Origin of the sequence: Nonomuraea sp. NPDC003804 (assembly GCF_040610675.1) — a bacterium.
Classification (GTDB): Bacteria; Actinomycetota; Actinomycetes; order Streptosporangiales; family Streptosporangiaceae; genus Nonomuraea.
The window spans coordinates 64,272-79,696 of sequence record NZ_JBEXMT010000003.1 but is presented as its reverse complement, the minus strand read 5'-3'; the positions used below and the strand labels follow the sequence as shown (position 1 = coordinate 79,696).

The following is a 15,425-nucleotide window of genomic DNA, read 5'->3' as shown; positions in this document are numbered from 1 at the left end:
GAGCGGCATGCCGTACGAAGTTCAGGGCGTCGTCGCCCGAGGTAAGGGGCAGGACGTCACCGTCGAGACGGTGCTGGTGCCGGATCCGGGGCCGGGCGAGGCGGTCGTGGCCGTGAAGGCGTGCGGGGTCTGCCACACCGACCTCCACTACCGGGAGGGCGGCATCAGCGACGACTTCCCGTTCCTGCTCGGTCACGAGGCCGCCGGTGTCGTCGAGGCGGTCGGGGAGGGGGTCACCGGCCTGGCGCCCGGCGACTACGTGATCCTCAACTGGCGCGCGGTCTGCGGCAACTGCCGCGCCTGCCTGCGCGGCCGGCCCTGGTACTGCTTCGCCACCCACAACGCCGCGCAGAAGATGACGCTGAAGGACGGCACCGAGCTCAACCCCGCGCTCGGCATCGGCGCGTTCATCGAGAAGACGCTGGTCGCGGCGGGGCAGTGCACCAAGGTGTCCGCCGAGGCGCCGCCCGAGGTGGCCGGCCTGCTCGGCTGTGGCGTGATGGCGGGCCTCGGTGCCGCGCTCAACACGGGCAACGTCTCGCGCGGCGACAGCGTGGCCGTCATCGGCTGTGGCGGCGTCGGCGACGCGGCCATCCTGGGCGCCTCCCTCGCCGGAGCCTCGAAGATCATCGCGATCGACGTCGACGACCGGAAGCTGGGCTGGGCCCGCGACTTCGGCGCCACCGACGTCGTGAACTCGCGCACGCAGGACCCCGTCGCCGCCGTCCGTGAGCTGACCGGCGGGTTCGGCGCCGACGTCGTCATCGAGGCGGTCGGCCGCCCCGAGACCTACGAGCAGGCCTTCTACGCCCGCGACCTGGCGGGCGTCGTCGTCCTGGTGGGCGTGCCGACGCCGGACATGCGGCTGGAGCTGCCCCTGCTGGACGTCTTCGGCCGCGGCGGCGCGCTGAAGTCCTCCTGGTACGGCGACTGCCTGCCCTCCCGCGACTTCCCCATGCTCATCGACCTCTACCTGCAGGGACGGCTCCCGCTCGACCGGTTCGTGTCGGAGACCATCGCCCTCGACCAGGTCGAGGACGCCTTCGCCCGGATGCACAGGGGCGAGGTCCTGCGCTCGGTGGTGACGCTGTGATCGACAGGGTCATCACCTCGGGCACGTTCTCCCTCGACGGCGGCACCTGGGACGTCGACAACAACGTCTGGCTGGTCGGCGACGCCCGTTCGGTGGTCGTCATCGACGCGGCCCACTCCGCCGACAGGATCGCCGAGCGGGTGGGCGGCAGGACCGTCACGGCGATCGTCTGCACCCACGCCCACAACGACCACATCAACGCCGCCGCCGCGCTGTCGGAGCTGACGGGCGCGCCGATCCTGCTGCATCCCGCCGACCAGCCGCTGTGGGAGATGGAGTACGGCGACGCGGTGCCGTACCGGCCGCTGGAGGACGGGCAGGTGCTGTCGGCGGGCGGGGTGGAGCTCCAGGTCATCCACACGCCGGGGCACGCGCCGGGCGCGGTGTGCCTCTACGCGCCCGAGCTCGGCGCGGTCTTCACCGGCGACACGCTGTTCGAGGGCGGTCCCGGCGCGACCGGCAGGTCGTTCTCCTCCAGGGAGACGCTGGTCGACTCGATCAGGACCAGGCTGCTGCCGCTGCCGAAGGAGACCGTCGTCCACACCGGGCACGGCGCCTCCACCACCATCGGCGCGGAGAGCGCGTCCTTCTAGGGGCTTCCTGAGTCCCTCTCCACACCTCCGGGGGGAGCGGCACCTCCCTCCGGAGGCTACGCCGCGCGGCGCGGACGTCGTGGGGCGGCGTGTGCCGCCGGTGACGGGTACGCCGATGCGTGCCGGATCGCGCGAGAGCCGACGGGGATCATAAGGGTGCCGGCCGGGCGCTGCGTAGCCGGCTCGCTACCTGGCGAAACCTATCCCCGGAGGAGCAATGTCCTCTTATGGGGGATTTATGCCTGTGTCGCACCTCATGTAGGCAAGCCTAACCAACGTGAGTTATCTTAGGTGTGCCTAACCTTAAGGCTCCGTTCCTGCGAGAGGTCTGTCCCCCAATGTACGTATGCGTCTGCCGAGCCGTGACCGAGAACGAGGTCCACGACTGCATCGCCGCGGGCGCCAAGAGTGCACGGCAGATCCGCGACACCACGGGTGCCGGCAGCGACTGTGCCTCTTGCGTTCGCAAGATCTGTGCGATCCTGAAGCGGTCCGAGGACCTGATTCCGACCGCATAGCACGAGGGGCCCAGTTCAATGCAGGGCGACAAGCAGATCATCGAGCTGCTCAACGAGCAGCTGACCGCGGAGCTCACCGCTATCAACCAGTACTTCCTGCACGCGAAGATGCAGGAGAATTGGGGATACACGAGGCTGGCCAAGCACACGCGCGACGAGTCGATCGACGAGATGCGCCATGCCGAGAGGCTCACCGACCGCATCCTCTTTCTCGAAGGACTGCCCAACTACCAGCGGCTCGGCACCCTCCACATCGGCCAGACCGTGGAGGAGCAGCTCAGGGCCGACCTCGAGGTCGAGCTGAGCGTGGTCAACCGGCTCAAGCCGGCCATCCAGCTGATGCGCGAGAAGGGCGACACGACCTCCGCCCGCCTCTTCGAGGACATCCTCGAGGACGAAGAGCAGCACATCGACTACCTCGAGACCGAGCTGGGGCTCATCCAGAGCCTGGGCGAGCAGCTCTACCTCGCCCGCTACGCCGAGCCGCCGTCCGACTAGCCCGCACCGGGTCGCACCAGGCCGCCCCGCCCGCCGTGACGTCCGTTCCGGCGGGCGTTCGGCTGCCTTGGGTCTGCTGTGCGTGACATGTCGGTTTTACTTTCGGCCCCGACACGCCGGTCCGGCCTCCCTCGGGCCGCCGTCGAGCCGTCCGGGCAAACCAGGCGCTTCCGGACGGCGTAGCGGCGGGAAGCGGAGTCCGCGGGAGTGGCGTGAAGGACGGACGGCCTGCGGTGACCACGGTGGCCGTGGGACGGCTTGCCGTACCGGAGGGAGGGACGGGGGCTTGCCGTACCGCAGACAAGAGCGGACGCTGGAGACCGGGGAATGTGTGGGGCATTAAACCCGCACTAGCCGTCATTTATCAGCGTTTGCCCAGGTCAATAGATAGGTCAAACGCGAGTCAAACCGCGCGCTGTGCCCGGGAAACGATCGCCTAAGGTCCTACGATCGCTTCATGACCTGCGTACTTCTCGCCGAGGATGACACCTCGATTTCCGAGCCACTCGCGCGCGCCCTGCGCCGCGAGGGCTACCAGGTTGAGGTGAGCCCCGACGGCCCGCAGGCCCTCGAGAGGGCTCTGTCGGGAGGCATCGACCTCATCGTTCTCGACCTTGGCCTGCCCGAGATGGACGGCCTCGAGGTCGCCCGCCGGATCCGCGCCGAAGGGCACGGCACGCCGGTGCTCATCCTCACCGCACGCGTCGACGAAGTCGACACCGTCGTCGGCCTCGACGCCGGTGCCGACGACTACGTCACCAAGCCCTTCCGCCTCGCCGAACTCCTCGCCCGCGTCCGGGCGCTGCTCCGGCGCGGCACGTCCGAGACCCCTGTCGTCCAGGGAGTCCGCATCGACGCCGACTCCCGTCGCGCGTGGATGGGCGAGAAGGAGCTCCACCTGACCACCAAGGAGTTCGACCTGCTGCGCGTCCTCGTGCGCGACGCCGGCAAGGTCGTCACCCGCGAACAGATCATGCGTGAAGTCTGGGACACCAACTGGTGGGGTTCCACCAAGACCCTCGACATGCACATCTCCTGGCTCCGGCGCAAGCTCGGCGACGATGCCGCCAAGCCGCGCTACATCACCACTGTCAGGGGAGTCGGCTTCCGATTCGAGCGAGAGTAGGCAGTGCGCCGCCGCCTGCTCTCCTCCACCCTGGTCGTCGCGGTCATCGCGGTCCTCCTGCTCGGGGTGCCCCTGGGCGTGGTGGTCAGCCGGTTGATCGTCGAGGACGCCAACCAGCAGCTGAGGGCGGAGGCGACCCGCCTCGTGGGTGAGGTGGAATACGCCCGTATCCAGGAGACACCGCTCGACCCGCAGCAGCTGAAACAGAAGTATCCGGACCGATACATCCAGATCTATGTGAACGGCAACCCGCCGACGGCTACCGTCGTCGGCGCCTCCCCGCCGTCCGGCCACTCCATGCACGAGGAAGCCAAGTCGGACAGCGGCATCTACGTCAGGGTGAGCCGCGACAGGGACCAGGTGGAGCGAGACGTTCGTGCTCGCCTGCTCCTCATCGTGGCACTGGCCGCCGCGGCACTCGCGGTCGCGGTGGGTCTCGCCATCGTGCAGTCCCGCCGGCTCACCCTTCCCCTGCAGGACCTCGCCAAGATCGCTGACCGGCTGGGTTCCGGAGACGCTCGGCCCAGCAAGCACCGCTACGGCATCCCCGAGCTCGACCGCGTCGCCGAGGTGCTCGACCGCAGCGCCACCCGCATCTCCGACCTGATCACCCGCGAGCGCGAGTTCGCCACCGACGCCTCCCACCAGCTGCGCACCCCCCTCACCGGGCTCACCATGCGCCTGGAGGAGATCGTCGCCGCCTCCCACGATCCCGCGATCGTCCGCGAGGAGGGCGAGGCCGCCATCATCCAGGCCGAACGCCTCACCGCGGTCATCGACGAGCTGCTTGCCGCCGCCCGCCGCCAGCGGATCGCCCAGGCCGAGCCGATCTCCGTCGACGAGGTCCTCGTCCAGCAGGTCACCGAGTGGGAGCCCGCCTTCCGCCGCGCCGGCCGGTCGCTGTCCCTCGGCGGTGCCCGCGGCCTCAAGGCCCTCGCCACCGGCGGCGGTCTCGGCCAGGTCATCGCCTCGCTGCTGGAGAACTCCATCCAGCACGGCGGCGGCGCCGTCTCGGTGTCGACCAGCAGCAGCGACAACTACATCGTCATCGAGGTGGCCGACGAAGGGCCCGGCATCTCCGACGAGATCGCGCCCAAGGTCTTCGAACGGAACGTCAGCGGTGGCGGCGGCACCGGCCTCGGGCTCACCCTGGCCCGCGCGCTGGCCGCCGCGGACGGCGGGCGACTCGAACTCGTACGCCGCAGGCCGGCGGTGTTCGCGATCTTCCTGCGCCCGGCCGACAACCCGAGCCGTCGCGTGGTGACCGGCCCGGCCTGAACCCGCTCGACACCCGGGCGCGCCGCCATGGAACGGCAGGTCATGGAGGGGGCGGCACCCGGGCCCGTTTCGTGCGCCGGAGACCGGCTCGACGCCGGAGGGCGGGTCGTGGGGGGCTGACTGGCTCAGGGCCCGGCGTCCGGGTCTTCGGGGAGGCGACGTCCGGGGGCGGGTGATTCCGGGCAGCCGGAGTCCGGGGGAGGGCTAGCGTCGGGGGGAGACGGCCTCGGGCAGCCCGGTCGCGGGCTCGACGGGCGGGTCCTCGGGAGCGAGGAAGACCCACCGCTTGTAGGACCAGAACCGGAACAGCGTGCCGAACGCGACGCCGACGATCTTGGCGATGTTGTAGCTGAGCGGGTCCTGCAGGCCCAGCGTGTAGGTCGTGAACCCGATGCAGATCAGCGCGATCAGCAGCCCGATCCCGTTGAGCAGGAAGAACAGCGCGTACTCCCTGGCCAGCCCGCTCTGCTCCCGGTCCCGGAAGGTCCAGTAGCGGTTGCCGATGTAGGCGAACGTCGCCGAGATGCAGGTGGCCAGCACCGCGGAGATCAGCGGACCCCAGCCGAAGCCGAACCGGAAGAGGTTGGTCGCCCCCATGTCGACGAAGAAGGCGATGCCACCGATCGTCCCGAACTTCGCGAGCTCATGGATCAGGTGGACGACCCGGCTGTAGGCGCGTTTGAGGAACTCCACGTCTCCTGCACGGTCCTTTCCGGGTTCGCCAGCCGCACCCTCGAGCCGGCTCCGACGGCACCAGGTTACCGGCCACGGGTGGCGGCCGGGCGCGAAGACCCTGCAAAGCTACCCAGAGCACCATGCATCGCACACGCTCAACCAGCATTTCTTGAAATATCGTCTCATGGCGGTCGAGTGAGCCGCCTGGCCGTTACGCCGGCGCGCAGGTCGCGCGGACAGGCGTTCCGCGACGGACGGCGCGCGACCACCCTCACGCCGGCGCGCAGGTCGCGCGGACCGAGGTTCCGCCGGACGGTATGCTTCGGGCACGTGAGCAGCACCTCTTCGCATGTCGGCCCCGTGGTGGGCGTTGTCGGGGCGGGCCAGCTGGCCCGCATGATGCAGCAGGCCGCCATCCCGCTCGGTGTCGAGCTGCGCGTCCTCGCCAACGCGCGGGACGAGAGCGCGGCCAAGGTGATCGTCGACACCAGGCTGGGCGACTACCGTGATCTGGCCGTCCTGCGCGAGTTCGCCGCGGGCTGCGACGCCGTCACCTTCGACCACGAGCACGTCCCGACCGAGCACATCAGGGTGCTGGCCGACGAGGGCGTCGAGGTGCATCCCGGCGCCGACGCGCTGGTCCACGCCCAGGACAAGGCGGAGATGCGCAGGCGGCTGAGCGAGTTCGGCGCGCCGTGCCCCGCCTGGCGGACCGTGGAGACGGTCGCCGACGTCGAGGAGTTCGCCGGGGAGAACGGCTGGCCGGTCGTGCTCAAGGCGGTCAGGGGCGGCTACGACGGTCGCGGCGTGTGGGTGTGCGCCGACGCGGCCGAGGCCGCCGAGGTGGTCGCGACCGGCGTCGCGCTGCTCGCCGAGGCGTTCGTGCCGTTCGAGCGGGAGCTGGCCGTGCTGGTCGCGCGCTCGCCCCACGGTCAGGGCGTCAGCTATCCGGTGGTGGAGACCGTCCAGGAGAACGGCATCTGCGTCGAGGTCCTGGCCCCCGCGCCGAACCTCGACCCCGAGGACGCCGCCCAGGCCCAGCGCATCGCGCTGAAGATCGCCGACGAGCTGGACGTGACCGGCCTGCTGGCGGTCGAGATGTTCGAGACGGCCGACGGGCTCGTGGTCAACGAGCTGGCCATGCGTCCGCACAACAGCGGCCACTGGACGATCGAGGGCGCCCGCACCTCACAGTTCGAGCAGCACCTGCGGGCGGTGCTCGACCTGCCGCTCGGCTCGCCCTCGCTGGCCGCGCCCTACGTCGTCATGGCGAACCTGCTCGGCGGCGACGATCCCGCCATCTTCAAGCGCTACGAGCACGTGATGGCCCACGATCCGGGTGTCAAAGTGCACTTCTACGGCAAGGAAGTACGGCCGGGGCGCAAGATCGGGCACGTCACCGTTCTCGGCACCGACCTCGACGACGCGCGGGCCCGCGCCAAGCACGCGGCCGTCTACCTCACCACCGGGGAGTACGCATGATCGGCATCGTGATGGGCAGCGACTCCGACTGGCCGGTCATGAGGCTGGCCGCGGAGGCCGTGGCCGAGTTCGGCGTGCCGTTCGAGGCCGACGTGGTCTCCGCGCACCGCATGCCGACCGAGATGATCGAGTACGGCAGGCAGGCCGCGGCCCGCGGCGTCCAGGTGATCATCGCGGGCGCCGGTGGCGCGGCGCACCTGCCCGGCATGCTGGCCTCGGTCACGCCGTTGCCGGTGATCGGTGTGCCGGTGCCGCTGAAGTACCTCGACGGCATGGACTCCCTGCTGTCCATCGTGCAGATGCCCGCGGGCGTGCCCGTGGCGACGGTCGCGATCGGCGGGGCGCGCAACGCGGGGCTGCTGGCCGTCCGCATTCTCGCCGCCTCCGACGCGGCGCTGCGCGGGCGCATGGAGGCCTTCCAGGAGACCCTGCGCGACCAGGCGCACGCCAAGGGCGAGAAGCTGCGCGCCGAGGCGGCGGAGATGGGCCGCTAGCTCAGCGGTCGTGGCCGAGCGCGGATCGCCGCGCCGGCACCGCGGCTCCCGTGGGCGCAGGGCCGGCGGGAAAGCCGCCGGGCGGCGGGCGCAGGGTCGGCCGGAAAGCCGCCGGCCGGAAAGCCGTCGGCCGGAAAGCCGTCGGCCGACGGGCACAGGGTGCGCCGCCGCCCGGGGAACGAGAGGGACTATGGGCGACCGAGGGCGCGGTAGTGCCAGCCGGCGGAGCGCCAGGCCTCGGAGTTGAGCGCGTTGCGCCCGTCGACGATCTTGCGGGTGGCGACCACTTCGCCGAGCTCCTCCGGGTCCAGCTCGACGAACTCCTGCCACTCGGTCAGCAGCAGCACCACGTGGGCGCCGCGCACCGCGTCGAGCGCCGACTCGCCGTAGGACAGCTCGGGGTGCGCCTTGCGGGCGTTGGTCAGCGCGATCGGGTCGTAGACGGTGACCTGCCCGCCCTGCTGCCCGATCGTCACGGCGACGTCGAGCGCGGGGGAGTCGCGGATGTCGTCCGAGTTCGGCTTGAAGGCCGCGCCCAGCACGCCGACCGTGCACCCGCGGAACGAGCCGCCCGCCAGCTCTCGTGCCAGGTCGACCATCCGCGCCCGCCGGCGCATGTTGATGGCGTCGACCTCGCGCAGGAACGTCAGCGCCTGGTCGGCGCCCAGCTCGCCGGCCCGCGCCATGAACGCGCGGATGTCCTTGGGCAGGCAGCCGCCGCCGAACCCGAGGCCCGGGTTGAGGTAGCGGCCGCCGATCCTGTCGTCGAACGACAGCGCCCTGGACAGCTGCTGCACGTCGGCGTGGGAGGCCTCACACACCTCGGCCATCGCGTTGATGAAGGAGATCTTGGTGGCCAGGAACGCGTTGGCCGCGGTCTTGACCAGCTCGGACGTCGGGTAGTCGGTCACCACCATCGGGATGTCGCCGAGCGGCTCGTAAACCTCGCGCAGGATCTTCTCGGCGTGCGCGGAGGCGACGCCGATGACGATGCGGTCGGGCTTGAGCGTGTCCTGGACGGCGAAGCCCTCGCGCAGGAACTCGGGGTTCCAGGCCAGTTCGGCGGCGGCGTTGACCGGCGCCAGGCGCGCGAGCTTGGCGGCCAGGCGGGCCGCGGTGCCGACGGGGACCGTCGACTTGCCGACGACCAGGCACTCCCTTTCCAGGTACGGCGCGAGCGACTCGACGGCCGTGTCGAGGAAGGACACGTCGGCGGCGTATTCGCCCTGCTTCTGCGGTGTGCCCAGGCAGAGGAAATGAACGTCGCCGAACGCGCCGGCCTCCTCGTAGGAGGTGGTGAAGCGCAACCGTCCCGACGCGAGCCCTCGCCTCAGGATCTCTTCCAGACCGGGTTCGTGGATCGGCAGCTCACCGCTCTGCAGCCGGCGGATCTTGTCCGCGTCGATGTCAAGGCCGAGAACCTCGAAGCCGAGGTCCGCCATGCAGGCCGCGTGAGTGATGCCGAGATACCCGGTTCCGATCACCGTAAGGCGATATGGCACGAGTGAGCTCCTTTCATCGCCAAGGCATGTTACCGGTCCCCGTAACTTCCACTGTGCCACCTGGGTAAACCGACAAATCGTACCGACTGGTAACAAGATGCTTGGACGTCCTAGTATTCGAGGTATGACCTACGCCCTCACCGAGGAGCACGAGATGCTCCGCGAGACCGTCCGTGCCCTCGCCGCTGAGAAGATCGCGCCCCGCGCCGCCGAGGCCGACGAGCGCGAGGAGTTCCCGTGGGACGTCTACAAGTCGCTCGTGGCCGCTGACCTCCACGCGATCCACGTCCCCGAGGAGTACGGCGGTGCGGGCGGCGACGCGCTCGCCGCGGTCATCGTCATCGAGGAGGTGGCCCGCGCCTGCGCCTCCTCGTCGCTGATCCCCGCCGTCAACAAGCTGGGCACCGTCCCGTTGCTGCTGTCGGCCTCGGAGGAACTGAAGGCCGCTTACCTGAGGCCGGTCGCGACGGGTGAGGCGATGTTCTCGTACGCCCTGTCCGAGCCCGAGGCGGGATCCGACGCGGCGGCCATGAAGACCCGAGCGGTCCTCGACGGCGACCACTACGTCCTCAACGGCGTCAAGATGTGGATCACCAACGCGGGCGTCTCCGAGTACTACACGGTCATGGCCGTCACCGACCCCTCCGCGGGCGCGCGCGGCATCTCCGCCTTCGTCGTCGAGAAGTCGGACGAGGGCGTCTCCTTCGGGCCCAAGGAGCGCAAGCTCGGCATCAAGGCCTCGCCGACGCGTCAGGTCATCCTCGAGGACGTGCGCATCCCGGCGTCCCGCATGATCGGCGCGCCCGGGACCGGCTTCAAGACCGCCCTGGCGACCCTCGACCACACCCGCGTCACGATCGCCGCCCAGGCGCTGGGCATCGCCCAGGGCGCCCTCGACTACGCGATCGGGTACGTGAAGGAGCGCAAGCAGTTCGGCAAGGCGATCGCCGAGTTCCAGGGTCTGCAGTTCATGATCGCGGACATGGGGATGAAGCTGGAGGCGGCCCGCCAGCTGACCTACCACGCGGCGGCCAAGTCGGAGCTGGCGATGCACGGACAGCCGCAGAAGGACCTGACGTTCCTGTCGAGCGCGGCCAAGTGCGCGGCCTCCGACGCGGCGATGGAGATCACGACCGACGCGGTGCAGCTGCTGGGCGGGTACGGGTACACCCGGGAGTTCCCGGTCGAGCGGATGATGCGCGACGCCAAGATCACCCAGATCTACGAGGGCACCAACCAGATCCAGCGCATGGTCATGGCCAGGCAGCTCCTCAAGTAGGCGATGAGCTGCGAAAACCCGGTTCCCGTCGGTGAGGGGACCGGGTTTCGCGCTGTGGTGGATCTCGACGTCGGTTTCTGTTCTGTGATCCGGCGCCCTCCGGACGCCCCACAACCGTTCGGGCGGAAGGCGCGTCCAAATATTCAGGGTGCGCATGTCACGCCGTCTGAGTCACCGTGTCGCCTCCGTGGTCCCTCACGGGATCCCGATGAAAAGGGAGTGAGTATGGGGATCTTCAAGCAGGCCACGAACGAGGCCTTGGCCGTCAGCGCCCGTAACGCCGCAGCCGAGGGGCGTACGGTGTTCACCGCCCAGATCATCAGTGAGATCGGGCATCTCAACTTCTCCGGGGAGATCGAGAAGCTCGGCCGGGGCATCGAGGTGGTCGAAGCCCAGGGATGGAAGCTCGACACCGTGAACACGCTGAAAGTCGACAAGATGACCGGGGATCGTCCCCTCTTCGTGTGCGTGTTCCGGCGTCACCAGTGGTGACGTGACCGGCGAGCGGCGCTCAGCGGGGCCCCTTCCCGCACATGGAAGGGGATGTGTGGCGACGGTGTGAAAGTACTGGGCAGGTCGTGTGCAAACGGTCACCCTGCTGCGGTATCGCCCTTACCGTCGCAGGATATGCAGACAGTGGACGTACTGGTCGTGGGTGCGGGTCTGGCCGGCCTGTGCACGGCCCGCCTGCTCGCGCGACGGCAGCTGAACGTGATGGTGGTCGACCGCCGCAGGTCGCTGTCGACGGGCATCCGCACGACCGGGATCTTCGTGCGCCGCACCCTGGACGACTTCGACCTGCCGGACCACCTGCTCGGGCCTGGTGTGCGGGACGTGCTGCTGTATCCGCCGTCGCGGCGGGCGCCGATCCGGCTCACCAGCGACCGGGACGAGTACCGCGTGGCCGACATGGCGGCCGTCTACGAGCATGCGCGCCGCGCGGCGGAGTCGGCCGGGGCGCGGGTGCTGCTGGGCGTGCGGTACCTCGACGTGTCGAAGGGTTTCGTGCGGTTCGCGGGGGCGGAGCCGGTGGCCGCCCGGTTCGTCGTCGGCGCGGACGGCGCCCGCTCCCGGGTGGCCCGTGATCTCGGCCTGGACGTCAACCGGCGCTTCCTCGTCGGTGCCGAGATCGTCCATCCGGTCGCGTCGGGCACGACGACCCCGGCGTTCCACTGCGTGCTGGACCCGCGGATTGCTCCGGGGTACCTGGGGTGGGTCATCGACGACGGTCGGCATGCGCATGTCGGCGTCGCGGGATATCCGGACGCCATGCGCACCGGCATCCGTCACCTGCTGGAGGCTTTCGCCGCGGACGCGCCCGGCCGCGCGGCGCCGACCGGTCCGGTCGAGCGCCGAGGTGGTCCGATCCCGGTCGGCGGGGTGCTGCGCCGGTTGGCGTGCCCCGCCGGGCTGCTCGTCGGAGACGCGGCGGGCGCGGTGTCGCCGCTGACGGCCGGGGGGTTGGACCCCTGCTTCCGCATGTCCGAACAGGCCGCGGCGGTCGCCGCCGAGTATCTGCGTACGGGCGACCGGCGCGTGTTGCGCCGGTACGACGGGGAGGCGTTGCGGTCCAGGTTCCGAGGCCGGCTGTTGTTGCGCCGCGTGTTCGCCGGCATCCGATCCCCGGCCGCGGCGGAGGCGGCCGTGGCCGTGCTGCGCGGTCGTGCCGGTCGTGCCCTGGCGGCGCGGATCCTGTTCGGCGACGGCTCGTTTCCGGGCGTCACCCCCGAGTTCGCGGACCCGGCGGTCGACCGTCCAGGCCGGTGACGCCGGACCGGCCTGCGACGGGCGGGGCCGCTTCGCCGTGTCCGTAATTCCTCCGCGAGATGGAAGAAACCTCCGTTGTCAGAAATTTCCGGTATTGCCGTCATACGTGTCGTTGACCCGGAATGATCAAGGTTGGCCCGTGCCGCATGAGCGGGCCACCCGAACGACGATTGGGGGAACATGCGCACACGATCTTCTCTGCTCGCGGCCGCCTTCGCGGTGATGGCGGTGCTCTTACCCGCCTCGACGGCAGGAGCGGCCCCGGGGACGGCCGCTGAGGACGGAGTCACCGCGGCCACGGGGACAGGCGCCATCACCTGGGCGCCCTGCGAAGAGGAACCCTCCGCCGAGTGCGGCAAGCTGGCCGTCCCGATCGACTGGTCCGATCCGGGCGGGCCCACCATCGACCTCGCCATCGCCCGCCGCAAGGCCACCGACCCAGCGGCCCGCATCGGATCCCTGCTGGTCAACCCGGGCGGTCCGGGCGGGTCGGGCGTGGAGGCCGCCTACGGCGCTCCCGGTTTCTTCACCGAGGAGATCCAGCGGCGGTTCGACATCGTCGGCTTCGACCCCAGGGGCGTGGGCCGCAGCCATCCCGTGGTCTGCTCGGCGGCCCTGTACAACCAGATGCCGTACCCCGTCATGGCGAGCCAGGCCGACTTCGACACGTGGAAGGCCTACACCAGGAAGCTGCACAAGGACTGCCGGGCCCGCACCGGCCCCCTCTACGACCACGTCGACTCGGTCGACGTCGCTCGTGACATGGACGCCGTCCGCGCCGCCCTCGGCGAGGAGAAGCTCACCTACTACGGGCTCTCGTACGGCACGCTGATCGGTCAGATGTACGCCGAGCTGTTCCCGCACCGGATCCGGGCACTCGCCCTCGACAGCACCATGGACCACAGCCTCGGCGTCAAGGCGTTCCTCGACACCGAGAGCGCCGCGGCCGAGGACGGGTTCGACCAGTGGGCCGCCTGGTGCGAGGCCGACTCCAGCTGCGCCCTGCACGGGCGCGACATCCGGGCGTTCTGGGAGAACCTGCTGGCGAAGGTACGGCGCGGCGAGGTGTACTACCCGGGCGTCAAGGACCGTCCGATGACCGAGCTGCAGCTCATCTACCAGGGCGTACTGGGGAACGAGGGGCCGAACTGGCGCCTGCTGACCGATATGCTCATCGCCCTGGACGGCGGGACAGTGCCCGAGGACGTGCCGCCGCCGCCCGGCCGACAGCCCGTGCCGGGGGAGCTCGCGCAGCTGCCGACCGTGATCCTCTGCCAGGACTACGACCTGCGGGTGCGCGACTACCGGCAGTACGCCGCGCTCATGCGCAGCTCCGCCCGCCTGGCCCCCGACATGCGGTACAACCCGATGCCGATCGAGGACCTGCCCATCTGCCTCAACCAGCGCGCCACCAACCCGCAGCACTCGCTGCGCTACAAGGGCAGTGCTCCGCTGCTGATCGGCACCTCGATGCACGACCCCGCCACCCCCTCCACCTGGGCCGCCAACGTGGCCCGCCAGCTCGGCCCCAAGGCGGTGCTGCTGACCTACGAGGGGTGGGGTCACCGTATCTACGGCAAGGACGAGTGCAGCACGCGGCACTTCGACGAGTACCTGATCTCGCTGACCGTGCCCGCGCCCGGCACCCGCTGCTCCGTGGCCGCGGCCGAGACCATGGCCAAGCGGCAGGCCCCGTCGTGGCCGTCGAGCCCGCTGCACTGGGCCGGTCCGGTCGCGACCCTGTCCCGTCCCGAGCCCGGCCACGCCTCCGTCGGCACGTCCCGCTGAGCCTCGCTCCAGCCTCCGCGGGCAGGTGCGCCCGTGGCCGGATGCGCGGCGAGTGCCACATCCGGCGGGGCCCCCACGCGGGGCCCCGCCGGTCGGGTGTCCGCGAACCCGAGCAGCCCGCGCCGGAGCGCGGGCGTCCGCCCGGCCCCGGCCTGTCGCCGGTACGGTGAACGCGTGGCGACCTGGTCCCCGTCGGCTGGAGGTGCCCATGGTGTCCCGCGTGGCGAGCTGGCTGGGGCTGGTCGGCCACCTGTGCACGCTGCCCTTCTACCTGGCGAGCGGGCTGGTGGCGCCACTCTGGGCGATCCTCGTCCTTCTCGTGGTGTGGGCGGGCCTGCTGGGCGTCGCCGTGCGGGCCGTTCGCGGGCGCTCGGCCTGGGGGCCGGCAGTGCCGGTGCTCGCGGTGGCCGTCTGGCTCGGCGCCGTCTCGGCCGGGGAGGCGTTCCTGGGATGGACGGGCTGACCCCGGACGGCAGGCGCCGTACGGCGGGCGCTGACGCCGGGCAATGACGGGCTGACCTCGGACGGCAGGCGCCGTAGGGCGGGCGCTGACGCCGGGCAAACGATCCGCTGACGCGGCCGCCGTCATGCTCTCCTCGGAAGGAGGCGGCGGTGGACCGGTGGGAAGAGGATCTGGCGGAGTTGGGTGGACGGGTACGGCACTGGCCCGCGGGCGCGGTGCTGTTCCGCGAGGGCGACCACGCCGACTGGGTCGTGTCGCTGCGATCGGGCAGGGTGAAGGTCACCTGTTCGACCGCGGCCGGGATCGAGGTCGTGCTGTGGCTGCTCGGCCCCGGCGAGTTGCTGGGGGAGTCGTCGGCGTTGGGCGAACGGATCCGCCCCGTGTCGGCCACGGCGCTCGAACCCGTCACCGGGCTGTGCCTTCCCGCCGCGGCGTTCGCGGGGCACCTGCGGGCGCGGCCCCTCGTCGCGATCTCCCTGGTGAAGCTGCTGGGCCGGCGGCTGAGGGACGCCGAGGACAAGCTGGCCGAGTTCAACTCCTTCGACACGCTGGGCCGCGTGACCAGGCGTCTGGTGGAACTCGCCGACCGGTTCGGGGCGCGTTGCCCGGCCGGGCTGCGGATCACTCTCCCGTTGTCGCAGCAGGAGCTGGCGGGATGGACCGGCTCGTCCCGGATCGCGACGGCCAAGGCGCTGCGCGTCCTGCGCGACCGTGGCTGGATCGAGACCGGCCGCAGGGAGATCGTCATCCGGGATCTCGACGCCCTCCGGCGCCGCGCCGCAGGAACGCCCTCCGCCGCAAGCGACCTCAGCGCCGCCGGATGATCTCCCGGGATGCCTGGCCTCTCCGGTACGGCCGGGCGGAGGGGC

Annotated in this window: 16 protein-coding genes; 14 read left to right on the top strand and 2 right to left on the bottom strand. The window is 70.6% G+C overall.

The annotated features are described in order from the left end of the window. The first annotated feature begins 7 nt into the window (after positions 1-7). The 6 genes from ABZX22_RS04685 to ABZX22_RS04660 all read left to right on the top strand — a co-directional run bounded on the left by ABZX22_RS04685 (position 8) and on the right by ABZX22_RS04660 (position 5,106). The gene (locus ABZX22_RS04685) at positions 8-1,093 is read left to right on the top strand and encodes an S-(hydroxymethyl)mycothiol dehydrogenase (RefSeq protein WP_354906098.1); all 1,086 of its coding nucleotides are present in this window, start codon (positions 8-10) and stop codon (positions 1,091-1,093) included. Then, a complete protein-coding gene (locus tag ABZX22_RS04680) occupies positions 1,090-1,686 on the top strand; it encodes an MBL fold metallo-hydrolase (protein WP_354906096.1) in 597 nt (198 codons plus the stop codon). Before ABZX22_RS04685 ends, ABZX22_RS04680 begins: the two co-directional genes overlap by 4 nt. 338 nt (positions 1,687-2,024) lie before the next feature. Then, on the top strand, positions 2,025-2,204 hold the full coding sequence (locus ABZX22_RS04675; protein ID WP_354906094.1) for a (2Fe-2S)-binding protein: 180 nt from the start codon (positions 2,025-2,027) through the stop codon (positions 2,202-2,204). A gap of 18 nt (positions 2,205-2,222) precedes the next feature. Then, a complete protein-coding gene (bfr, locus tag ABZX22_RS04670; RefSeq protein ID WP_354906092.1) occupies positions 2,223-2,702 on the top strand; it encodes a bacterioferritin in 480 nt (159 codons plus the stop codon). Positions 2,703-3,159: 457 nt separating this feature from the next. Further along, positions 3,160-3,828: a response regulator transcription factor gene (locus ABZX22_RS04665; RefSeq protein ID WP_043620820.1), complete on the top strand. Its 669-nt coding sequence runs from the start codon at positions 3,160-3,162 to the stop codon at positions 3,826-3,828. 3 nt (positions 3,829-3,831) lie between these two features. After that, a complete protein-coding gene (locus ABZX22_RS04660) occupies positions 3,832-5,106 on the top strand; it encodes an ATP-binding protein (protein WP_354906091.1) in 1,275 nt (424 codons plus the stop codon). A gap of 204 nt (positions 5,107-5,310) precedes the next feature. Here the strand turns inward: ABZX22_RS04660 and ABZX22_RS04655 are convergent, their stop codons facing one another. Next, on the bottom strand, positions 5,311-5,799 hold the full coding sequence (locus ABZX22_RS04655; protein ID WP_354906090.1) for a GtrA family protein: 489 nt from the start codon (positions 5,797-5,799) through the stop codon (positions 5,311-5,313). 312 nt (positions 5,800-6,111) lie between these two features. On the opposite strand from ABZX22_RS04655, the gene ABZX22_RS04650 reads away from it, so the two are divergent. Continuing rightward, positions 6,112-7,263, top strand: coding sequence for a 5-(carboxyamino)imidazole ribonucleotide synthase (locus ABZX22_RS04650; RefSeq protein ID WP_354906088.1), 1,152 nt, complete (start codon positions 6,112-6,114; stop codon positions 7,261-7,263). Next, a complete protein-coding gene (gene purE / locus ABZX22_RS04645) occupies positions 7,260-7,757 on the top strand; it encodes a 5-(carboxyamino)imidazole ribonucleotide mutase (RefSeq protein WP_354906087.1) in 498 nt (165 codons plus the stop codon). The genes ABZX22_RS04650 and purE overlap by 4 nt, the downstream gene beginning before the upstream one ends. Before the next feature lie 188 nt (positions 7,758-7,945). Here the strand turns inward: purE and ABZX22_RS04640 are convergent, their stop codons facing one another. Continuing rightward, a complete protein-coding gene (locus ABZX22_RS04640; RefSeq protein ID WP_354906086.1) occupies positions 7,946-9,259 on the bottom strand; it encodes a UDP-glucose/GDP-mannose dehydrogenase family protein in 1,314 nt (437 codons plus the stop codon). Between the two features lie 124 nt (positions 9,260-9,383). Between ABZX22_RS04640 and ABZX22_RS04635 the strand changes: the two genes are divergently transcribed. From ABZX22_RS04635 to ABZX22_RS04610, 6 genes are all read left to right on the top strand, one after another. After that, positions 9,384-10,538, top strand: coding sequence for an acyl-CoA dehydrogenase family protein (locus tag ABZX22_RS04635; RefSeq protein ID WP_354906084.1), 1,155 nt, complete (start codon positions 9,384-9,386; stop codon positions 10,536-10,538). 225 nt (positions 10,539-10,763) lie between these two features. Then, positions 10,764-11,030 carry a hypothetical protein gene (locus ABZX22_RS04630; RefSeq protein ID WP_354906083.1) on the top strand — a complete coding sequence of 89 codons (267 nt, stop codon included), beginning with the start codon at positions 10,764-10,766 and terminating at the stop codon, positions 11,028-11,030. A 135-nt stretch (positions 11,031-11,165) separates the two neighbouring features. Then, positions 11,166-12,305 carry an NAD(P)/FAD-dependent oxidoreductase gene (locus ABZX22_RS04625; protein ID WP_354906081.1) on the top strand — a complete coding sequence of 380 codons (1,140 nt, stop codon included), beginning with the start codon at positions 11,166-11,168 and terminating at the stop codon, positions 12,303-12,305. Positions 12,306-12,485: 180 nt separating this feature from the next. Continuing rightward, a complete protein-coding gene (locus ABZX22_RS04620; RefSeq protein ID WP_354906079.1) occupies positions 12,486-14,093 on the top strand; it encodes an alpha/beta fold hydrolase in 1,608 nt (535 codons plus the stop codon). Positions 14,094-14,313: 220 nt separating this feature from the next. Beyond that, positions 14,314-14,556 carry a hypothetical protein gene (locus ABZX22_RS04615; RefSeq protein ID WP_354906078.1) on the top strand — a complete coding sequence of 81 codons (243 nt, stop codon included), beginning with the start codon at positions 14,314-14,316 and terminating at the stop codon, positions 14,554-14,556. A 149-nt stretch (positions 14,557-14,705) separates the two neighbouring features. After that, positions 14,706-15,380: a Crp/Fnr family transcriptional regulator gene (locus tag ABZX22_RS04610; protein ID WP_354906076.1), complete on the top strand. Its 675-nt coding sequence runs from the start codon at positions 14,706-14,708 to the stop codon at positions 15,378-15,380. Positions 15,381-15,425 lie beyond the last annotated feature (45 nt).